This window comes from Microterricola viridarii (genome assembly GCF_001542775.1).
Taxonomy (GTDB): domain Bacteria; phylum Actinomycetota; class Actinomycetes; order Actinomycetales; family Microbacteriaceae; genus Microterricola; species Microterricola viridarii_A.
The window spans coordinates 2,266,688-2,286,956 of record NZ_CP014145.1 but is presented as its reverse complement, the minus strand read 5'-3'; the positions used below and the strand labels follow the sequence as shown (position 1 = coordinate 2,286,956).

Below are 20,269 nucleotides of genomic sequence, written 5' to 3'. Positions count from 1 at the left end.
TCCCGAGGGGGAAGAACAAATGACGCACCAAGATGCCGCAGCGATCGCGGAAACCCACGCTGGCACTCCCTCAGCCGCCGTGGAGGTCCCCGTGCTCGCGGTCGAGGGGCTCAGCGTCTCGTACCGCACCGCCGCCGGCCTCAGCCGGGTCGTGCACGACGTCAGCTTCACCGTGCGCCCCGGCGAGGTCGTCGCCCTCGTCGGCGAGTCGGGCTCCGGCAAGACCACGACAGCCCAGGCCGTCATCGGCCTCCTTGCCGAGAACGCCCACCGTGACGCCGGCAGCATCCTGCTGAACGGCGTCGACATCGCCGGGTGGAGCGACAAGCGCCTCGAGACGGTGCGCGGGGCACGCATCGGCCTGATCCCGCAAGACCCATCCAGCTCACTGAACCCGGTGCGCACGATCGGCGCCCAGATCGCCGAGGTGCTGCAGATCCACAAGCGCGGCGACAAGGCCACGCGACAGGCCCGCGTCATCGAACTGCTCACCAGGGTCGGCCTGCCCGAGCCGGAGCGCCGGGCCACGCAGTACCCGCACGAGCTCTCCGGCGGCATGCGGCAGCGGGTGCTCATCGCGATCGCGATCGCGCTGCGGCCGGAGCTCATCATCGCCGACGAGGCGACGAGCGCCCTCGACGTCACCGTGCAGAAGACGATCCTCGACTTGCTCGACGAGCTCCGGGCCGAGTTCGGCACCGCCATCCTCTTCGTCACCCACGACCTCGGCGTCGCCGCCGAGCGGGCAGAGCGCATCGTCGTGCTGCAGCACGGCCGCATCCAGGAGCAGGGAGAGACCCGCACGGTGATCGCCCGGCCAGAGAGCGAGTACACGAAGCGGCTGTTCGCCGACGCGCCCTCCTTCCACCTGACCCCGTCCCGCGCGCAGCGTCCGCCGGTGGCGCCGCTCTTCCTGCGGGATGCCGCGATCGCCGACGCCGAGAACCCCTACGCCGTCGAGGTCGAAGATCTGGTCACGGAGTTCGGGCGTGGCGCCACCGCGTTCCGCGCCGTCGACGGCGTCTCGTTCCGGCTGCGCCGCGGCACGACGCACGCGATCGTGGGGGAATCCGGATCGGGCAAGACGACGACCGCCCGCGCCGTCGCCGGCCTCGCCGAGCCGACATCCGGATGCATCATCATCGACGGCGAGCACGTCGCGAAGTTTCGCGGCGAGCAGCGCAGGCAGCTGCGCCGGCGCATCCAGCTAGTCTACCAAAACCCCTTCGGCTCGCTGGACCCCCGGCAGAGTGTCGAGCAGATCGTGGCCGAGCCGCTGCGCAACTTCGGCCTGGCCGACCGGCGCGGCCGCGGCATTCGCGCGGCGGAGCTGCTCGACCTCGTCGCTCTGCCGAGCGCCGTGCTCAGCCGGCGGGCCCGCGAGCTGAGCGGCGGCCAACGCCAACGCGTCGCCATCGCCAGGGCGCTCGCGGTGAATCCGGAGATCCTCGTGCTCGATGAGGCCGTCTCCGCCCTCGACGTCACCGTGCAGGCACAGATCCTGCGGCTGCTCGAGAGCCTGCAGGACGAGCTCGGGCTCAGCTACCTCTTCATCTCGCACGACCTCGCCGTCGTCAGGCAGATCTCCGACACGGTGTCGGTGATGAGCCGCGGCCGGGCCGTCGAGACCGGCAGCGCCGCCCAGATCTTCGGCAACCCACAACACGAATACACCCAACAGCTGCTCGCAGCAGTGCCATCAGTCAAGGAGTTCTCCGCATGAGCGAAACTGTCACACCCCGGCCGGCCCGACGTGGCCTCGGATTCTTCACCCGACTGCTCGACGAGGCGGCGCCGGGGGAGCGCTACCGCCTCGCCGCCGAACAGATCCGCACCGCCGAGCGGTTCGGCTTCGACTCGGCCTGGGTCGCCCAGCACCACTTCAGCGCCAGTGAGGGTGGGCTGCCGGCGCCACTCGTGTTCCTCTCCTTTGTGGCCGCGCAGACATCCGCGATCCGACTCGGCACCGGCATCGTCACGCTGCCGTTGGAGGACCCGGTGCGCGTCGCCGAAGACGCCGCGGTGCTCGACCTGCTCTCCGGCGGGCGCCTCGAGCTTGGCGTCGGCTCCGGCGGAACAGCCTCATCCTTCGCCGCCTTCGGTAAGCGCAGCGAGGACCGCGGCTCCATCTTCGCCGACCACCTCGCCGTGCTGCGCGATGCCTTCGCCGGCCTCCCGCTGGGCGCGGGCAGCGTCGAGCCGGGGGCAGAGGCCGCTGCGGCCTTCGCAGCCGCCCGCGAGAACCGGCTCTACCCGGCGGCGCCGCAGCTCGGCGGCAAGCTGTGGCAGGCGACATTCTCGGTGGCCGGCGGCAGCCGTGCCGCCGCGGCCGGCGACGGCCTGATGCTCTCCCGCACGCAACCGCGCCCGCCCGGGTCACCGCGGGCGAGCCTGGACGACATCCAGCGCCCCATCGTCGACGCCTACTACGACGCCCTGCCGGCCGGGGTGGCCCCGCGCATCATGGCCTCGCGCACGCTGTTCGTCGCCGACGACCGGGCGGAGGCGCTGCGCATCGCCGAACCGAACCTGCGGCGCGCGGCCGCCGCCTTCCGTGCGGGCGGCCAGCACATTGAGGGCGACTCGCTCGAAGACCTCATCGCCGGCCTCGACACGCACATCGGCACGGTCGACGACGTGATCGAGTCGCTCGCGGCCGACCGCAGCCTCGACCGGGTCAGCGACGTCGTGTTCCAGGTGCACTCCGTCGACCCGCCGCACGAGCTGGTGCTGCGCTCGATCGAACTGATCGCCACCCAGGTCGCCCCCGCGCTCGGCATCGGGACAGTTTCCAACGAATCAGCCGCACTCACCAGAACAGGAGCACACGCATGACCACCATCGCCCCGCCCGACGTCATCGATGAACTGCTCGGGGTCACCCCGGGCTCGGTCATCGACGAGCTGCGCGCCCGCCGTCCAGTCACCCGCGCCAACGCGCAGGCCAGTTACGACGCGCTGTTCGCCCCCGAGTACCCCGGCACCGTGAGCGCCGTCGAGCGGTTCGCTGTTGCCGCCTTCGTCACCGGTGTGCACCGTTCCGACCGCACGCAGCAGTTCTACGCGGGGCAGCTGACCACGGCCGCGACCGCCCCCGGCGCGGCCGAATCGGCGCGCGCTTTGCCGGAGGCCGTCGCCGCCGAGATCGCCGCCGGGCGCACCAGCGGGCCGTACGGCTCCTACCCGGCCGGCCCGCTCAGCGTCGAAGACAGCGAGGGGCTGCGCTACCGGGTCGCCCCCGCGCGCCGCGACGTGCTGGGCGTACGCCTGGCCGCGGCCCTCGACCACGCCCACCTGCTCGTCTTCCGCCCGCGCGAAGCCAGCCCGGCCGCGCTGCAGGCATTGCTCGACGCGGGCTGGAGCACGAGCGACATCGTCACGCTCTCGCAGCTCATCGCCTTCCTCACCTTTCAGATTCGCGTTGTCGCAGGATTGGAGCTCCTCGCATGACCTCAACCACACCGTCCACGCCGGCATCCGTCACCGCTGAGAGCGTGCTCGAACACTCAGACCTCGACCGCCCGGTTACGTTCACCCAGGCCGAGCTCGGCTGGGTGCCCTGGCTTGAGCCGCTGCCCGAATCCGAGTTCGAGGAACGGCACCGGAGCGGCCTCGTCGACGCCTCACGCGCCAAGTCGCCCTACTTCGCGCTGCTGGCCCGCGACCCCGAGATCCTCGGTGCCCGCACCCGCACAGACAAAGACATCTTCTACAACACCAAGGAGGGCCTGCCGCGGGCCGAGCGTGAGCTCGCCGCCACCGCCACGAGCAGGCACAACGGCTGCATCTTCTGCGCCAGCGTGCACTCGCGGTTCGCCAGCCACCACTCCAAGCGCGGCGACGACGTGCAGCGTCTGCTCGACGAGGGCACGGATGCCGCCCTCGACCCGCGCTGGCGGGCCATCGTCGACGCCTCCGTCGCTCTCGCGAGCACGCCGGTCGCGCTGGACGCCGGCCACATCGCCGAGCTGCGCGCACAGGGCCTCGACGCGCTCGAGATCGCCGACGTCATCCACGGTGCCGCGTTCTTCAGCTGGGCCAACCGGCTGATGCTGAGCCTCGGCGAACCGGAGGCTCCGGCGGCGCCGTAGCCGCCCCGTTCCGGCCCACAAGGCCGGTGCGAGCGGAGGCGCGAGGCGCGACGGGGGGCCAGAACTTCAGGAACTGGCCCCCCGTCGTGCCGAGGTCGCCGGTGGCATCCAGGGGGCGGGGTGCGCCCGGGCGACTGCGCGGCCGCACCGAGGCGGGGATCAGTGAACACCCGCATCGGTGTGGGGCCGTGCCCCGATCCAGCGGGGTGCCGGGGGAAGGAACCGTGGGTGGTGGCCCATCTTCTACCTCTGGAGCACACCCCATGTACGACTTCATCGAGTCGCTCGTCAACGCCGTGCGCGAGCGCACCGAGACCTTCGAACGCGGTCGTGCGCGCCGCCGCGCAACCCGCGCCCGCGCCCACATCGTGCACTCGCACAGCGCGAGCGCCGCGGCGCGGGGCGGCCGGCCCGTCGAAGTCGCCTGAGGCCACCGGCTCCCTCTGCCCCTCTGGCCACCGCTGCCCGACACTGCCACACTGGGTGGGTGGATCTCCCCGAGGCGCTCATCCCACCGCTGACCATCGCCACCGTGCTCGGCAGCGGCGTCGTCGCCGGTGTCCTGCTCAGCTTCTCGAGCTTCATGATCAGAACCCTGCGCGAGCTGGCGGTGCCCGACGGCATCCGGGTCATGCAGTCGATCAACCGCACCATCGTGCGCAGCCCGTTCATTCTTGCCTTCATCGGCACCACCCTGCTCGCCGGAACGCTGATGGTCTTCGCCTTCGTCACGGCGCCGCGCGGCGCAGAGCAGGCCGCTGTCGCACCCTGGCTCATCGCCGCCGGAGCGCTGTACCTGCTGGGCACCGTGCTCGTCACCGCGCTCTTCAACGTTCCCCGCAACACTGCGCTCGGCGGCGTCGACCCGGCCAGCGTCGACGGCGCCGCGGCGTGGGAGGAGTACCTCACGACCTGGGTGCGCTGGAACCACGTGCGTACCATCGCGGCATCCGCGGCGACGGTGTTGTACGCGGTGGCCCTCGCCGTCTGAACGGTAGTCTGGGCAGAAGCCATCGAATGCCCCTCACGCGCCGCGTGCCAGGGTCGGCTTCGATCTGGCTCGCTGTAGAAGAGGGGCCCCGTGTATGTCCGAAAGCCCGCGTGATCGTGAGCAACACCACCCGTTGGCCGATCCCGACAAGCCGGCCGCCTTCTCCCGCAGCGACGATCCGCGCGCGCAGGCCCCGGAACGCGAGCGCCATGGTTTTCTGAGTGCCGAGCCCGAACCCGTGCTGCTCCGGCAGACGGGGCCGACCGTGCCTCTCCCCGCCGGCGGGGCGCCGCGCTTCTCCCGCACCGACCTCGTGCTGCGCCGCGGCGAGTACACGCTCACCGCGGGGCACTTCACCCCGCATGAGTCGATGGTCGACGACCTCCTCGCGGTGCGCGGCGCGCTCATCGACGCCGGAATCGACTTCCTGCTCGTGCGCGGCGACAACGACCGGCCGGTGATCGCCGTGGACCGGCGTCAACGCAAGCAGCTGAGCCGTGCGCTCGCCGAGGCGTTCCGTGACGAGCCCTTCTACTCCGCCACGATCGACCGCCCGACCCGCGGGTCGGTGTTGCTCGCCGACGGCGAGTTGTCGCCGGCGCGCAAGGCCGCGGTGTTCCGCCTCTACCGGCCCCGGGTCGAACCCATCGGCCGTCTGCGCTACGGCCCAGAGACCGCGTTCCAGCTGGAACTCTGGCGCTTCGGCGACGACGAGATCGTCGCCCCCGCGAGAACGCGCTGATGCGGGCCCGGATGCCACGGCACGAGGCCGTCGAAGACACGGTCGAGCTCTACGGCCGCCGCTGGCGCACCCTCGAGCACATGTTCGCCGAACTCGCCAGCGACGTCAGCTTCGACATCGACATGGTCTTCTCCTGGGTCGACGGCAACGACGTCGCCTTCCAGAAGGCACGGGCGGCGCGCATGGCCGGCTACGTCGTCGGCGACGGCGACGACTCCGCCGCCCGCTTCCGGCAGATCGACGAGCTGAAGTACGCCCTGCGCAGCGTCTACCTCTTCGCCCCGTGGGTGCGCCGCATCTTCATCGCCACCGATTCCCCGGTGCCGTCCTGGCTGGGCGAGCACCCGCGGGTCACCGTCGTGCGTAGCGAGGAGTTCTTCCAGAACCCGGACGCCCTACCCACCCACAATTCGCACGCCGTCGAGTCACAGCTGCACCACATCCCGGGCATCGCCCAGCATTTCCTCTACTCCAACGACGACATGTTCTTCGGGCGCCCGCTCAGCCCGGAACTGTTCTTCTCGCCCGGAGGCGTCACGAAGTTCGTCGAGGCCGGCACCCGGATCGGGCTCGGCGAGAGCAACCCGAGCCGCAGCGGCTTCGAGAACGCCGCCCGCGTGAACCGCCGGCTGCTCAAGCAGCGCTTCGGCAAGGTGACCACCCGCCACCTCGAGCACTGCGCCGCGCCACTCCGCACCGATGTGCTGGGCGCCATGGAAGCCGAGTTCGCCGAGGACTTCGCCCGCACGGCGGCCAGCCAATTCCGCTCGGCCACCGACATCTCGGTGACGAACTCGTTCTACCACTACTACGCGCTGATGTCGGGTCATGCCGTCATCCAGACACAGGCACGGGTCAAGTACATCGAGACCACGCTGCGCTTGGCTCTGCCCGCGATGGAGAAGCTCGTCAAACGCCGCGACCAAGACATGTTCTGTCTGAATGACGGCAGCAAGCCCGAGATCTCCGACGAGACGCGCACCGCCGCCGTGACCGAGTTCTTGGAGAAGTACTTCCCGTTCCCCGCCCCGTGGGAGCGGAGCACAGAGCCCGACGCCCTGTAAGCCAGGGCCCGTAGCGCGCGGGTCCGATGTCGCTCAGGCAAGCACGCGAATCGGCCGCGTCGGCGGCCCAGCCACCGGTGACGGGGCGATGCGGATGCCGTCGGCCGCCAAGCGCCGCGTCGTCTCGGCCGCGTCGATGTAATCCAGCGGTGGTGTGCTGCCGAGCGGCACCACGGAGTGCAGCACGGTGTCGGGGTAGACGTGCACGAGGTTGAATCCCTGCGCGCCGTCGCGGCCGCGGGTTCCGCCGACGGGCACGTTGAGGTCCTGTGTGTAACAGGTGGCGGATGCCACCGACACGGGAATCCCGGCGAAGGTCGCCATCGACGAGTAGTGCAGGTGCCCGGCGATGATGCTGCGCACATCGCTGCCGCGGAGCACGGCGGCCAACGGCGCCTGGTCGCGCAGCTCGACGGCGACAGCCAGGTCGAGCACGCTCGGGATCGGCGGGTGGTGCATCGCCAGGATCGTGCCGTGCGGCGCCGGTGTGGCCAGCTCGCGGGCGAGCCAGTCCAGCTGGGCCGTCGTGACCGCGCCGAAGTGGTGGCCGGGCACCGTGGAATCCAGCGTGATCAGCCGCAGGCCATCCAGATCGTGGACGACGTCGATGGGCATCGTCGACGGGGCCTCGCCGAGCAGTTCGCTGCGGAACGCGCCGCGGTCGTCGTGGTTGCCCATCACCCAGATGACGCGGGCACCGAGCCGCTCGGCGGCCGGTTCGACGATCTCGCGCAGCTGTCGGTAGGCATCCGGCTCGCCCTTGTCGGCCAGGTCGCCCGTGAAGACGATCGCCTCCGGACGCCCGCCGGAGGCCTCGACCTCGTCGAAGAGCCGCTGCAGCAGGGCCGTGCTGTCGACACGGTCGTAGAGCTTGCCGTCGGCAGCGAGCAGGTGGGTGTCGCTCAGGTGGAGCAGGAAATGATGTGGCCGCGGGTACTCGGCCGTGCGTATGTTCACACAAATCCTCTGTTCATCAAGGCGCGCTCTGCGATGCGCGCCCTCACGGTGCACACATTCCAACAGATGAATCCGGATGACGGCTGCGAAATCTCGGCGCGCCTTGCATTCCGGCGACAAGCTGCGAGCATGAACTATGGCTGTCCTCATCAAACGCGCCTACGCGGATGCCGCGCCCGACGACGGCTGCCGGGTGCTCGTTGATCGGCTATGGCCGCGCGGGGTGAGCCGGGAGAGAGCCGCACTCACCCTCTGGCTCAAGGACGCCGCCCCGAGCCCCGCGCTGCGCACCTGGTGGGGGCACGACCCCGCCAGGCTGGGCGAGTTCGCGGCGCGCTATCGGGCGGAGCTCGCCAGCGACCCGGCCGCCGTCGCCGCCGTCGAACGGCTGCGCGCCCTGGCCGCCTCGAACCCGACGCTCACCCTCGTCTATGGGGCGCGCGACCCGCAGGTGAACCACGCGGCCGTGCTGCGGGACTACCTGGCCGACTCTTCCGACTGAACGCCGGTGCCGCGCGTGCGGCGCATGCAGTTGAATTGAGGCATGGCCGTTGAACTGACCCCGCCCGCCGACTCCGCACCTGTCACCGGCCCCGCCGTGCACCTGGACCTTCCCGCGATCGCCCGCCTCCGTGCCGACCTGGCTGCGGCGCACTTCACCGAGGCGGCGCTGGACGGCCTGTGGGGCCCGGATGCCGCCGACGCGCTGCGCCGCAACGAGCGGCTGCCCGCGTTGCGGGCGCTCGCCGCGCTGCGCGCCCGGCACGGTGCGCCCAGCGCGCTGGCGACGCTCGCCGAGCTGTTCCTGCTCGGCGTCCGGGTGCCGGCGAGCGAGGCGGCGGCGGCGCTGCCCGGTCTCGGCGTGGACGGTGCCACCCTGCTCGGCCTGCTCGGGCCGGCATCCGCTGATCCCGGCGCCGAGCCCTCGCTGCGCGCCCTGCTGGAGCTGCGGCCCTACGCCTTCACCGACAGCCGCGGCCACGCCTCCTGGTGGATCGCCTCCGACCTCGGCGAGCTGGCCCGCGGCGGCCCCCTCGGTGAGGACCACGTGCTCGGCGTCGGCGGGGCCTCCCGCACGCTCTCGGCGCTGATGCTGCAGAACGCGGTCGACTCGGTGCTCGACCTCGGCACCGGATGCGGCATCCAGGCGATGCACGCCGCCCGGCACGCGTCACGTGTCGTCGCCACCGACATCTCGCAGCGCGCCCTCGAACTGGCCGCATTCAACGCCGCGCTCAACGAGATCGAGTCGATCGAGTTCCGGCTGGGCAGCCTGTTCGAGCCCGTCGCGGGGGAGCGTTTCGACCACGTGATCAGCAACCCGCCCTTCGTCATCACGCCGCGGGTCGAAGGGGTGCCGAGCTACGAGTACCGTGACGGCGGCATGGTCGGCGACGCCCTCGTCGAAACCGTGATGCGGGAGGCCGCCGCGCACCTCACCGCCGGGGGCGTGCTGCAGATGCTCGGCAACTGGGAGTACACCGCGCAGACGCCGGAGGCCTTTGACCGGCTGCGCGGCTGGCTCGCTCCCGACATCGACTATTGGATCGTGGAGCGCGAGGTGCAGTCGGCGACCCGGTACGCCGAGACGTGGATCCGTGACGGCGGCACCCGCTCGGGCACGCCGGAGTTCGAGCAGCTGTTCGCCGCCTGGCTCGACGACTTCGCCGACCGCGGAGTGACCCAGGTCGGTTTCGGTTACGTGCTGCTGCGCGTGCCCGGCTCTGATTCCCCGCTGGTTGAGTCGTCCCCGCTGGATGAGCCGTCCCCGCTGGTTGAGTCGTCCCCGCTGGTCGAGGCGTCCCCGCTGGTTGAGCCTGTCGAAACCCCGACCCTGGCCCGCCTCGAGCGCCTGCACACCCCGCTCGGCGACAACGAGTGGGGCCTCGGCGTGCACCTCGGCAACTGCCTCGCCGCGCACGACTGGCATGCCGGCCAGAGCGACGAAGAATTCGCGCAGGCCTGTCTCACCGTCTCCGGCGACGTGACCGAGGAGCGCCACTACTGGCCCGGCCACGAGGACCCGAGCGAGCTGCTGCTGCGCCAGGGTGGCGGCTTCGCCCGCAGCATCGCGCCGGGCACCGCCCTCGCCGCACTGGTCGGCGCCAGCGACGGTTCGCTCAGCGTCGGGGCGATCGCAGGGGCGCTCGCACAACTGCTTGAGGTGGACGAGGCCGCACTGCGCGCCGAACTGCTGGGCGGCGCGCGCCGGCTGCTGGATGACGGCATCCTGCTGCCGCCCGAGGCCTAGCTAGCGCCTCCCCTCCTCCCCCCAAAGTCCGTTGAGAGCGGCCAAATGGCCGGTTTTCACCCCGAAAAGTGGCCATTTGACCGCTCTCAACGGAACTTGGGCGGGGGACGGGACCGGGCGGGGCGGGGTGGGGTGGGTTGCGGCTCAGCGCGGCGCGTTGCGCCGTGCGGCCCTGGCCCGCAGCAACCAGACCAGCCAGGTGGCCACGAGCACGACGATCCCGAGCCAGAACAGCCAGCCGACCGCATCGATCAGGCTGCCGGCGAAGAGCATGAGCACGCCGATCACGACGACGATGGCGATGAGTGGGGACATTTCTGCGTCCTTCGATGAGAGCATCGCGGGCGGCTCGCGGATGACCGCGGTGGGCGCCCGCCTGTCGCCACCGTAAGCCGCGCGGGGCGGGCGCGCAAGCACGTTGGGCGCCCGCTGATCGTGCTCCCGGCGGAGGCCGCTAGTCTCAGTGTGACCATTCTGATCTCGCCCGAAAGTGATCCATGCAGGACAGCCCCCTCTCCGCGTCACCCTACGAAGTTCTGGGCGTCGCCCCGGGTGCCAGCGACGAGGAGCTGCGCAAGGCCTACCGGCGCATGCTGCGTGCCACCCACCCGGACACCGGGGGAGACACCGCGCGCTTCGACGCCGTGCAGCGGGCCTGGCTGCTGGTCGGCACGACGACCGCCCGCGCGGCGTACGACCGCGGCGGCGCAGGCGCCGGAGTGCCGACGAGCCACACCTGGACCGCACAGGCGGCCGGACCGCGCCGCGACTCCCGGCCGACGGCGCGCTCGCACGGCCACCCCGGCGGGTGGAGCCGCGAGCGCTACCTCGTGCTCATGCGCGAATGGGTGGGCCGCGGCCGCACCCTGAGCGACCCCTACGACCCGGCGCTCGTGCGCTCGGCTCCCCGCGATATCCGGCACCTGCTCGCGAACGCGCTCGCCGAGGAGGCGACCGCGCGCCAGGTGGCGACGCTCGGCATCGGCTTCTCGGTCTGGCACGACGTGGCCACGAGCGCCGCAGGCCCCGGCGTGCCCCCGAAACTCGACCACGTGGTGCTCGGCCCGACCGGCCTGTTCGCCCTCTCCAGCGAGGACTGGGGCGGCGAGGTGCGCATCAAGCGCGGCGAGCTGATCGGCGAGGCGCTGAACGGCGAACAGCCCGTGCACGATCTCGCCGTGCGGGCGAAGTCGGTGGCGCGGGCGGCGAGGGTGAAGTTCACCGGTCTGCTGATCGTGGTTCCGGATGCCGCGGCGCCCAGTTCCCTGGAGCTGCTCGGCAAATCCCGCGGCGCTGTGACCGCACTCGTGACGCAGTCCCGCCTGCCCGGCGTGCTGCGCGACGGGCTGCCGGGCGCCGCCCGCATCGGCGGCACCGAGCTGTTCGAGGTGCGCACCCGACTGCAGGCCGCGATCACCTTCGTCTAGCTGACCACACAATCGACTCGCCACAAAACGTTCCAAAACTCGCGTTGTGGAACGCTTTCTGGCGAGTCGATTCGGCGTGGGCTCAGCGCGTGGTTGTCCAGTCGAGGTTGATGATCTGGCCGATGTAGATCTCGGTGCCGAGCGACGGGATCGACGGGTTCATCTTGAGCAGCTGCTGCTGTGGCAGGTCGAAACGCTGCGCGATCTCGAAGAAGGCGTCGCCGCTGACAACCGTGTAGGTGAGGAGCGCGCCGTCACCCCCGGCAGTGGCCGGGCCCTTCGCGCCCTCGACCGCGCCGAGGTCAACGGCCGGCCCGGGCACGACCGGGGCGGCAGGGTCATTCGGCTCGATCTCGACCACAACCGGCGGGGCGGCCTCGGCCGGCGGCGCAGACGGGGTGGGTGCGGCGGGCGGCTCGACCGGGGCGGTGGGCGTCGCCGCGGCACTCGGCGGCAGCGTGACGAACACCGTGGCCGGGGGAGCGGCCGGCTCACCGGCGCACCCGCTCAGGCCGGCCAGGCCGAGGGCGGCGATGCCCAGGCAGAGCGCGGCTCGCTTGGACACTGAGCGTTTCGATGCGGCACTCAACTGCACGGCGGATCCCCCTCGATAGCTGTGTGGTCGGCCCGCCGCTCCCGCCCTGGCGAGAACGCGGCGCCGCCCGTTCCGGCGATCGGCCCGACGTCTGGAACAATACGGCCTGACCCGGGCCGGGGGCAAGGGTCGGGCGCGATGGCCCGCCTGGCACGCGGATGCCGGCATCCGTGGTTCACTGCAGTATGACTGTGATTCCCGCGCACCTGGAATACCTGCTCGAGCAGCCGATCTACGCCGCGCTCGGAACGATCCGCCCCGACAACACCGTGCAGGTGAACCCGATGTGGTTCGAGCGCATCGGCGACGAGATCCACTTCACGCACACGAACAAGCGCGGCAAATACCGCAACCTGCAGCACAACCCGTCGATGAGCCTCGCCGTGATCGACCCGGCCGACCCGCTCACCTACCTGGAGCTGCGCGGCCACCTCAGCGAGGTCATCGACGACCCGAGCGGCGCCTTCTACGTGCGCCTCGGACAGCGCTACGGCAACGCCGCCCAGCAGCCGCCGGCCGATCGCGCCGACCGCGTCATCCTCGTGATGAGCATCGACAAGGCGCTCGGGCACAACTAGGCGGCGTCGCGCGGGCGGTCGTCGCAGGATTCGTGTCTGTGGCACCCGCTAGCCTCGGAGAAAGCGGAGCCGAGCGGCCTCGCGCAAGGAGGTCTGGGTGTTTCTGCTTGACGACGTCGTGGTGACGAGCGCCTCGGATCTGGCGACGGCGTCGAAGTGTGAATTCGCCTTCCTGCGCAGCCTCGACGCCAAGCTCGGCCGCACCGACAAGGTCGCGCAGAAGGCCGACGCGATGCTGGAGCGCGCCGGGCGCCTCGGCGACGCCCACGAGGCGGCCGTGCTCGAGCGTTACCGCGCGCAGTTCGGTGCCTTCGACGGCGTCGGCACCGGGGTGGTCGAGATCGAGCGGCCGAGCGCTTTCGACGCCGACGCACGGGATGCCGCGCTCGCCGCCACCCGAGAGGCGTTCGAGTCCGGGGCCGCCGTCGTCTTCCAGGCCGCCTTCTTCGACGGCGACTTCATCGGCTTCGCCGACTTCATCGTGCGCCAGCCCGACGGCCGCTACCTCGTGCAAGACACCAAGCTGGCCCGCTCGGTGCGAGTGACGGCGCTGCTGCAACTGGTCGCCTACGTGGAGCAGCTGGAGAAGATCGGCGTGAGCGTCGCCGACACCGTGCAGCTGCTGCTCGGCGACGGCAGCACCAGCGAGCACCGCGTCGCCGACATCCTGCCCGTGTACCGGCGGCGCCGGGCGCACCTGCTGCGGATCATCGCCGACCGCCGCGCAGAGACCGGCGTCCTCGCCTGGGGCGACCCGCGCTACACGGCCTGCGGGCAGTGCGAGAGCTGCGAGGCCGAGATTCAGGCGCACCGCGACGTCTTCCTGGTGGCTGGCCTGCGGGGCAGCCAGCGGTTGAAGCTGCGGGATGCCGGCATCCGCACGATCGACGAGCTGGCGGCGCTCGGCGGCGACGACGCTGAGAGCATCGACGGCATCGGCGATGCCGCACTGGCCGGGCTGCGCGCCCAGGCCCGGCTGCAGCTGCGCGCGCTGGCCGAGCAGGCGGCCGTTCCGCCGTTCGAGGTGGTGGCGGCATCCGCCCTCGAGGCGCTGCCGGCAACCGACCCTGGCGATATTTTCTTCGACTTCGAGGGCGACCCGCTCTACAGCGAGCAAGGCGGCGCAGACGGCTCGCCGCAACGCTGGGGGCTGGACTACCTTTTCGGGCTGATCGAGCCCGACCACACGTTCCGCGCGTTCTGGGCGCACAACCACGCCGAGGAGCGCCAGGCGCTGATCGAGTTCCTCGCCTATGTCGCCGAGCGCCGGGCAGCCCACCCGGGCATGCATATTTACCACTACGCCGCTTACGAGCGCACCCACCTGCTGAGCCTGGCCGCCCGGCACGGTGTCGGCGAGGCCGAGGTCGACCAGTTGCTGCGCGACAACGTGCTGATCGACCTGTACCCGATCGTGCGGGGCGCGCTGCGGGTCGGCAGCCGCTCCTATTCGATCAAGAAGCTCGAACCTCTTTACATGGGCGAGGAGCACCGCGACCAGGCCGGCGTCACGAATGCGGCCGACTCGATCACCGAGTACGCCGAGGCGATGGCGCTGCTGGACGCAGGCGAGACGGATGCCGGCCGGCAGAAGCTCGACGAGATCGCCAGCTATAACGAATACGACTGCCGCTCCACGCTCGAGCTGCGCGACTGGCTGCTCGGGCTGGCGCACGAGCACGGCGTGACCCCGGCCACTGCGAACGCCGACCGCGATGCCGTGATCGAGCTGGCACCCTCGCCGCTCCGCGACGCCCTGCTGGCGCGCGCCGGCGACCCGCTCGACCTCGACCGCGGCGCCGACCAGACGGCGGCCGCGTTCGCCGCCGCCGCGCTGGACTACCACCAGCGCGAGCAGAAGAGCTTCTGGTGGGAGCACTTCGCCCGGCTCGAGAACCCGATCGCCGACTGGGCAGACACCCGCGACGTGCTGGTGGTCGAGTCGGCCACCGTCGAGCGGGACTGGCACCGGGAGGGCAAGCAGCGCGTCGACCGGCGCTGGCTGCGCCTGCGTGGCGCCATCGCGCCCGGCAGCTCCATCAAGAAGGGCGACCAGGCCGGGCCATTCCTGCTTTACGACAGCCCGGCACCCTGGCCGGACGCACGGGCGAACCCGTGGGCACGGGCCGCGAAGTCGGTGCAGGTGCTTGACGTCGACGAGGATGGCGGCGTGCTCGTGCTGGAGACGCTCTACAAGGATGCCGCGCCCTACGACAACGTGCCCGTGGCGCTCACGCCCGGCGCGCCGCCACCCGCCGGCGCGCAGAAGGACGCCATCGCCGGTTGGGCGCAGGCGATCGTGGATGCCGGGCACGGCTCGGCCGGATCCGGCACGCCTGCCTGGCCGCGGGACCCCGTGGTCGACCTGCTGCGCCGGGTGCCGCCGCGGCTGCCGCAGAACGCTGACGGGCACGCCGGGGAGCAGCCGGCATCCGCCAGCGTGCTCGACCAGGTCATCGCCGCGACGCTCGCCCTGGACCACGCGGCGCTTGCCGTGCAGGGCCCGCCCGGCACCGGCAAGACCTACCTGGGCGCGCACTTGATCACCGAGCTGGTCGAGAAGCACAACTTCAAGATCGGTGTCGTCGCTCAGTCGCACGCCGTCGTCGAGAACCTGCTCGAGGGCGTCGTCAAGGCCGGCCTCGACCGGGCGCTGGTCGGCAAGGTGCCGAAGAGCGGCACGGAGCCCGGCGGCAAGGCCCCCGGCTACACCGAGCTGGAGAAGAACTCTCACCTGTTCTTCGCGTTGGACCACGCCGAATCCGGCTTCGTCATCGGCGGCACGGCGTGGGACTTCGCCAACCCGGCCCGCTTCAGCCGGCGCTCCCTCGACCTGCTGGTGATCGACGAGGCCGGGCAGTTCTCGCTCGCCTCCACGATCGCGGCCAGCGTCGCCGCCACCAACCTGCTGCTGCTCGGCGACCCACAACAGTTGCCACAGGTCAGCCAGGGCACCCACCCGGAGCCGGTCGACCAGTCGGCGCTCGGCTGGGTCAGCGCCGGGCACGACGTGCTGCCGGCGGAGTTCGGCTTCTTCCTGGCCGAGAGCCGGCGCATGCACCCGGCCGTCACCGCCCCGGTCTCCGCGCTCAGCTATGAGGGCGCCCTGCAGGCGCATCCCGTCGCCGCCGAGCGCCTGCTCGAGGGCATCACGCCGGGGCTGCACGCGGTGCCCGTGCCGCACCGTGGCAACTCCACCGAATCGGTCGAGGAGGCAGCGGCCGTCGTCGAGCTGGTGCGCGGGGCGCTCGGCCGTGCGTGGAGCGAGAGCGCGCAGCCCGGCGACGGCCAGCGGATGTCGCGGCCGCTCGAACCGCGCGACGTGATCGTGGTCACGCCGTACAACGCGCAGATGCACGTCGTGCACGCGGCGCTGGCCGCGGCGGGCCTCGGCGCGGTGCGGGTCGGCACCGTAGACAAGTTCCAAGGGCAGGAGGCGGCCATCGCGATCGTGTCGCTGGCGGCGTCCTCGGCCGAGGACGTGCCGCGCGGCATGAGCTTCCTGATCATGAAGAACCGGCTGAACGTCGCGATCTCGCGGGCGAAGTGGGCGGCCTACCTGCTGCACTCGCCCGCCCTGATCGAGTACCTGCCCGTGACGCCGGATGGCCTGGCCGAGCTGAGCGCCTTCATCCGGCTGGTGGAGGCCGGCCAGTAGCGCCGCCCGCTGGTTGGCGCCGCCCGCTGGTTGGTGCGGCCCTGCTGATTGAGCCTGCTCCGCTGGTTGAGCCGGCCCCGCTGGTTGAGCCGGCCCCGCTGGTTGAGCCGGCCCCGCTGGTTGAGCCGGCCCCGCTGGTTGAGCCTGTCGAAACCTCGCGGGTGTTGGCTTCGGTCGCTGGCGCTCCCTCGAGCCAACGGGAGGGGCGCCGCCGCGCCTTGCCCCGCGGGCGGGAGGGGCGCCGCCCGCGCCTTGCCCCGCGGGCGGAGGGGCGGCGCCCGCGGGGGAGCACGGCCGATACTGTTGAGCGTGCAGGTGTCCACGGTCGGTCGTCGGGATGCCGCAGCATTCGTTGAGGAGAGATATGTGGTTCCGCCGCAAGCGCAGGAAGATGGCGAAGTTCGACGCCAAACGACTGCCGGCGCCCCGACGGATCACCCGTGAACGGGCCATCGACGAGGGCGTGCTGTTGGCGGAGTACGCCACCCGGATGGAGACCAAGAACCAGGTGATCATCGGCGCCCTGCGCGGTGACCGGGTCTTCGACGCCGACCGCTACGCCCAGGTCGTGCGGGACAACCTCGCCAAGCTCGCCGAAGAGGCCAGCGAACAGGCGCAACGCATCCGGGCGGCCCGGCTGGCGGCACGGGAATCCTCTGGGTTGGCCAGCGGGCACCACGACTACCGCCGCAGTGATGTGCAGAACCTGCAGCTGCGCGAGGAGACCTACTCTGGTCTGGCCAATCGGCTGGCCGAACTGCGGAACAACACCGAGTACGTCGCCGGCGTGGTCGAGGCCGCGAAGGTCGCCGCCTGGGACGAGGTCGGCGGCGTCGTCGTGTCGACGCTGGCCGCCGAGAACGAGCCGGTCGACCTGGGCGATAACTACGCCGAGGAACGGCACGCCCGGATGCAGCTGCTGCAGCTGGAAGACCTGCAGGAGCTCGCCACCGAGCGGCGGCACCACGACAGCCCAGACACGGGCCACAGCGCAGACGACCATGACAGTGCCGAAACTCGCGACGGCGCAGGCACCCGCGCCGCCGCGGGCAACGGGCAGACGCCGGCCGGCGACTGACGCCGCGGCATCCGCCCGCACGATCCCGGGAGTTCGCCGGACGTCAGCTGTGCTTGGCAGCACGCGGTTTAGGCTTGAAGGGTTCAGCGATCATGGCGATGGGTGTGTAGTGAAGATCATCAGTTACAACCTGCGTAAGCACAGCGCCAGCGGGGAACTCATCTCGCTGTGCGAGCGCTACGCGGTCGATGTGCTCTGCCTGCAGGAGCTCGACACACAAGACATGCCCGCCGCGATCGGCGACCTGCGGCTGGCCGACTCGACCACGCGCAACCGGCTCGGCCTCGCCGTCTACTTCCGGCAGACCCGGTTCGACGCGCTCGAGACGCGCACCTTCTCGCTGAAGAAGTCGCTGCACGACCGGGTGCTGACCCCCGCGCACGAACGCCTGATCGGCACGCGGCTCTACGACCGCGAGGCGCAACGGGAGCTGGTAGTCGCCTCCTTCCACGCCGCCCCGCTCACCGCGCTCAACTCGCTGCGTCGGCACCAGATCCACTCGGCCCTCGGCGAGCTGTGGCAGCTGGGACCGGGGCTGCCGACGCTCATGGTCGGCGACTACAACTACCCGGTGTTCAAAGAGAACCTGAGCAACAAGGTGCGCGACGCCGGCTACGACCTCACCCTCAGCGACAAGCGCACCTACACGCGGTACAAGTTCTTCCGCGGCCACTTCGACCTGGCCACCTCGGTCGGCCTCGAGATTCAGAGCGTCGAGACGTTGCCGCGCGGCACCTCCGACCACATGCCGATCCTGGTGACGGCGGGCTATTCAACGGATGCCGGGGCGCCCCACCCTTCGGTGGCCGCCGCAGACTTCACCATCTGAGCGCAGCGGGCATGCCGCACGTCGGGTGGCATCCGCTGGTTGAGCCTGTCGAAACCCCCACACAGCAACCGTTCCTCCTCGTCCTCTAACGTTGAGACAGGAACAATCCGGCACCCATCGCGGTTCCACGAAGGGGTGGCTCTTACGTCGCCCCGCATGGCAACACGGCGCAGCACTGCACGCCGGCTCCGCACTGAAAGGCACTCGTGTCCTCCCTCGCTTCACCCCCACACGCCGCTTCGGCCCTCGGCGACGCCGAGGTGCTCGAGCTGCGCCGCGACTTCCCCGCCCTTTCCGCCGAGGTGAACGGTCAGCCGCTCGCGTACCTGGATTCCGGGGCGACGGCGCAGCGGCCGGTATCCGTCATCGACGCCGAGCGCGAGTTCCTCGTCACCAGCAACGCCGCCGTGCACCGCGGCGCGCACACCCTCGCCGGGCTCGCGACCGAGGCGTTCGAAGACGCCCGCGCCACCCTCGCCGACTTCCTCGGCGCCGACCCCGACGAGATCGTCTGGACCTCCAACGCCACCGACGCGCTGAACCTCGTCGCCTACGGAATCGGCAACGCCTCCCGCGGCCGCGGGGGAGAGGCCGCCCGCCGCTTCGCCCTCGCCGCCGGCGACGAGATCCTGGTGACCGAGGCCGAGCACCACGCCAACCTGATCCCGTGGCAGGAGCTCGCCTTCGCCACCGGCGCCACCCTGCGCTTCATCCCCGTCGATGACGACGGCATCTACACGCTGGCGGATGCCGCGGCCGCCCTCACCGAGCGCACCCGCATCGTCGCCATCGGCCACGTCTCCAATGTCACCGGCTTCATCGCCCCCGTCGCCGAGATCGCCGCGCTCGCGCACGAGCGCGGCGCCCTCGTCGTGCTGGATGCCTGCCAGTCCGCCCCGCACCGACGCCTGAACGTGGCCGAGCTCGGCGTCGATTTTCTCGCCCTCTCCGGCCACAAGATGCTCGGGCCCTCCGGCGTCGGCGTGCTCTGGGGCCGCGGCGAACTGCTGAACGCGCTGCCGCCGTTCCGCACCGGTGGCTCGATGATCAGCACCGTCACCATGACGGAGGCCACCTACCTGCCGGCCCCGCAGCGCTTCGAAGCCGGCACTCAGCCGGTGTCGCAGGCCGTCGCCCTGGCCGAGGCGGTGCGCTACCTGGAGCGCGTCGGGCTGGAGCGCATCGACGAGCGTGAGAACGAGTTGGCCCAGCGGATGCTGGCCGGGCTCGCCCTGATCGACGGCATCCGCATCGTCGGCCCCGCCGCCGGCGTGCCGCGCGCCGGCCTGGTCAGCTTCGACGTCGACGGCGTGCATGCCCACGACGTCGGCCAGTACCTCGACGCCCAGGGCATCGCCGTGCGCGTCGGCCACCACTGCGCCCAGCCGCTGCACCGCCGGCTCGGCCTCACCGCCACCACCCGGGCCAGTGCCTACCTCTACACGACCACCGAGGAGATCGACCGCTTCCTCGCGGCGGTCGCCGAGGTGCGCCCGTACTTCGGGGTCGCCACCCCCGCCGAAACCTCGATTTCCACCGTGACAGGGGCCTCCGCATGAGCGCGCTCGATGGGCTGTACCAGCAGCTGATCCTGGACCACTCGAAGAAGCGCTCCGGCGACGGCGTTCTCGAGCACGCCGACGCGCAGCACTTCGAGCGCAACCCGAGCTGCGGCGACGAGATCACCCTGCAACTCGCGATGGAGCCCGGCACCGACCGGGTTGCCGCGCTCGGCTGGACGGGCGCCGGATGCAGCATCTCGATGGCATCCGCGTCGGTGCTCGCCGAGATGGCGCCCGGCATGACCGTCGAGGAGCTGCGCGCGCTGATCGGCGAGTTTCGCGAGATGCTGCGCTCGCGCGGCGCCGGAGAGCCCGACGACGAGGTGCTCGGCGACGCGGTCGCGTTCCACGGCGTCTCCAAGTTCGTGATGCGCATCAAGTGCGCGATGCTCGCCTGGGTCGCGACCGAGGCCTGCCTGCTTGAGGTGCGCCCGCTCGCCTAACCGC

The 20,269-nt window shown here is 71.1% G+C and carries 18 protein-coding genes and 1 pseudogene; 16 read left to right on the top strand and 3 right to left on the bottom strand.

The features are described 5' to 3' along the window. The first annotated feature begins 19 nt into the window (after positions 1-19). From AWU67_RS10475 to AWU67_RS10450, 7 genes and pseudogenes are all read left to right on the top strand, one after another. Positions 20-1,723, top strand: coding sequence for a dipeptide ABC transporter ATP-binding protein (locus tag AWU67_RS10475; protein ID WP_082716922.1), 1,704 nt, complete (start codon positions 20-22; stop codon positions 1,721-1,723). Next, positions 1,720-2,835, top strand: coding sequence for a putative FMN-dependent luciferase-like monooxygenase (locus tag AWU67_RS10470; RefSeq protein WP_067228649.1), 1,116 nt, complete (start codon positions 1,720-1,722; stop codon positions 2,833-2,835). Before AWU67_RS10475 ends, AWU67_RS10470 begins: the two co-directional genes overlap by 4 nt. Next, complete coding sequence (locus AWU67_RS10465) at positions 2,832-3,449, top strand: CMD domain protein (RefSeq protein WP_067228646.1); 618 nt, start codon at positions 2,832-2,834, stop codon at positions 3,447-3,449. The genes AWU67_RS10470 and AWU67_RS10465 overlap by 4 nt, the downstream gene beginning before the upstream one ends. After that, positions 3,446-4,090 (top strand): alkylhydroperoxidase domain protein, encoded by a 645-nt coding sequence (locus AWU67_RS10460; RefSeq protein WP_067228643.1) that lies wholly within the window; start codon positions 3,446-3,448, stop codon positions 4,088-4,090. Before AWU67_RS10465 ends, AWU67_RS10460 begins: the two co-directional genes overlap by 4 nt. Positions 4,091-4,353: 263 nt before the next feature. Further along, complete coding sequence (locus AWU67_RS17370) at positions 4,354-4,518, top strand: hypothetical protein (RefSeq protein ID WP_160329743.1); 165 nt, start codon at positions 4,354-4,356, stop codon at positions 4,516-4,518. 59 nt (positions 4,519-4,577) lie between these two features. After that, entirely contained in the window at positions 4,578-5,081 is a 504-nt protein-coding gene (locus tag AWU67_RS10455; RefSeq protein ID WP_067228641.1) for a DUF1772 domain-containing protein, read from the top strand. A 94-nt stretch (positions 5,082-5,175) separates the two neighbouring features. Next, positions 5,176-6,887, top strand: a pseudogene (locus AWU67_RS10450) (stealth family protein). 33 nt (positions 6,888-6,920) lie between these two features. Here AWU67_RS10450 and AWU67_RS10445 read toward each other — a convergent pair. Then, entirely contained in the window at positions 6,921-7,844 is a 924-nt protein-coding gene (locus AWU67_RS10445) for a phosphodiesterase (RefSeq protein WP_067228639.1), read from the bottom strand. A gap of 136 nt (positions 7,845-7,980) precedes the next feature. Here AWU67_RS10445 and AWU67_RS10440 point away from each other — a divergent pair, with 136 nt between their 5' ends. Both AWU67_RS10440 and AWU67_RS10435 read left to right on the top strand, forming a co-directional pair. Then, positions 7,981-8,346 carry a DUF488 domain-containing protein gene (locus AWU67_RS10440; protein WP_067228636.1) on the top strand — a complete coding sequence of 122 codons (366 nt, stop codon included), beginning with the start codon at positions 7,981-7,983 and terminating at the stop codon, positions 8,344-8,346. Positions 8,347-8,388: 42 nt separating this feature from the next. Further along, positions 8,389-10,095 carry a DUF7059 domain-containing protein gene (locus AWU67_RS10435; protein WP_067228634.1) on the top strand — a complete coding sequence of 569 codons (1,707 nt, stop codon included), beginning with the start codon at positions 8,389-8,391 and terminating at the stop codon, positions 10,093-10,095. 144 nt (positions 10,096-10,239) lie between these two features. Here the strand turns inward: AWU67_RS10435 and AWU67_RS17365 are convergent, their stop codons facing one another. After that, positions 10,240-10,410: a hypothetical protein gene (locus tag AWU67_RS17365; protein WP_160329742.1), complete on the bottom strand. Its 171-nt coding sequence runs from the start codon at positions 10,408-10,410 to the stop codon at positions 10,240-10,242. 182 nt (positions 10,411-10,592) lie between these two features. On the opposite strand from AWU67_RS17365, the gene AWU67_RS10430 reads away from it, so the two are divergent. Then, positions 10,593-11,522 (top strand): J domain-containing protein, encoded by a 930-nt coding sequence (locus AWU67_RS10430; protein WP_067228632.1) that lies wholly within the window; start codon positions 10,593-10,595, stop codon positions 11,520-11,522. Between the two features lie 82 nt (positions 11,523-11,604). On the opposite strand, the gene AWU67_RS10425 is transcribed toward AWU67_RS10430, so the two are convergent. Continuing rightward, a complete protein-coding gene (locus AWU67_RS10425) occupies positions 11,605-12,087 on the bottom strand; it encodes a LysM peptidoglycan-binding domain-containing protein (protein WP_067228629.1) in 483 nt (160 codons plus the stop codon). A gap of 215 nt (positions 12,088-12,302) precedes the next feature. Here AWU67_RS10425 and AWU67_RS10420 point away from each other — a divergent pair, with 215 nt between their 5' ends. The 6 genes from AWU67_RS10420 (at position 12,303) to sufU (ending at position 20,265) form a co-directional block, all read left to right on the top strand. Next, a complete protein-coding gene (locus AWU67_RS10420; RefSeq protein ID WP_067228626.1) occupies positions 12,303-12,695 on the top strand; it encodes a PPOX class F420-dependent oxidoreductase in 393 nt (130 codons plus the stop codon). 97 nt (positions 12,696-12,792) lie between these two features. After that, positions 12,793-16,353, top strand: a complete 3,561-nt coding sequence (locus AWU67_RS10415) for a TM0106 family RecB-like putative nuclease (protein WP_067228623.1) — start codon at positions 12,793-12,795, stop codon at positions 16,351-16,353. Between the two features lie 364 nt (positions 16,354-16,717). Continuing rightward, positions 16,718-17,431: a hypothetical protein gene (locus tag AWU67_RS10410; RefSeq protein ID WP_067228621.1), complete on the top strand. Its 714-nt coding sequence runs from the start codon at positions 16,718-16,720 to the stop codon at positions 17,429-17,431. Positions 17,432-17,540: 109 nt separating this feature from the next. Further along, positions 17,541-18,260, top strand: a complete 720-nt coding sequence (locus AWU67_RS10405; RefSeq protein WP_067228619.1) for an endonuclease/exonuclease/phosphatase family protein — start codon at positions 17,541-17,543, stop codon at positions 18,258-18,260. A 206-nt stretch (positions 18,261-18,466) separates the two neighbouring features. Beyond that, positions 18,467-19,819 carry an aminotransferase class V-fold PLP-dependent enzyme gene (locus tag AWU67_RS10400; RefSeq protein ID WP_067228617.1) on the top strand — a complete coding sequence of 451 codons (1,353 nt, stop codon included), beginning with the start codon at positions 18,467-18,469 and terminating at the stop codon, positions 19,817-19,819. Next, positions 19,816-20,265: a Fe-S cluster assembly sulfur transfer protein SufU gene (gene sufU / locus AWU67_RS10395; RefSeq protein ID WP_067228614.1), complete on the top strand. Its 450-nt coding sequence runs from the start codon at positions 19,816-19,818 to the stop codon at positions 20,263-20,265. Before AWU67_RS10400 ends, sufU begins: the two co-directional genes overlap by 4 nt. The last annotated feature ends 4 nt before the right edge of the window (positions 20,266-20,269 follow it).

Bases quoted from the DNA above. Each gene is read 5' to 3' on its own strand.
- AWU67_RS10410 (WP_067228621.1), top strand. From the start codon at position 16,718: ATGTGGTTCCGCCGCAAGCGCAGGAAGATGGCGAAGTTCGACGCCAAA.
- AWU67_RS10470 (WP_067228649.1), top strand. From the start codon at position 1,720: ATGAGCGAAACTGTCACACCCCGGCCGGCCCGACGTGGCCTCGGATTC.
- AWU67_RS10460 (WP_067228643.1), top strand. From the start codon at position 3,446: ATGACCTCAACCACACCGTCCACGCCGGCATCCGTCACCGCTGAGAGC.
- AWU67_RS17370 (WP_160329743.1), top strand. From the start codon at position 4,354: ATGTACGACTTCATCGAGTCGCTCGTCAACGCCGTGCGCGAGCGCACC.
- AWU67_RS10435 (WP_067228634.1), top strand. From the start codon at position 8,389: ATGGCCGTTGAACTGACCCCGCCCGCCGACTCCGCACCTGTCACCGGC.
- AWU67_RS17365 (WP_160329742.1), bottom strand. From the start codon at position 10,410: ATGTCCCCACTCATCGCCATCGTCGTCGTGATCGGCGTGCTCATGCTC.
- AWU67_RS10465 (WP_067228646.1), top strand. From the start codon at position 2,832: ATGACCACCATCGCCCCGCCCGACGTCATCGATGAACTGCTCGGGGTC.
- AWU67_RS10475 (WP_082716922.1), top strand. From the start codon at position 20: ATGACGCACCAAGATGCCGCAGCGATCGCGGAAACCCACGCTGGCACT.
- sufU (WP_067228614.1), top strand. From the start codon at position 19,816: ATGAGCGCGCTCGATGGGCTGTACCAGCAGCTGATCCTGGACCACTCG.
- AWU67_RS10430 (WP_067228632.1), top strand. From the start codon at position 10,593: ATGCAGGACAGCCCCCTCTCCGCGTCACCCTACGAAGTTCTGGGCGTC.
- AWU67_RS10440 (WP_067228636.1), top strand. From the start codon at position 7,981: ATGGCTGTCCTCATCAAACGCGCCTACGCGGATGCCGCGCCCGACGAC.
- AWU67_RS10420 (WP_067228626.1), top strand. From the start codon at position 12,303: ATGACTGTGATTCCCGCGCACCTGGAATACCTGCTCGAGCAGCCGATC.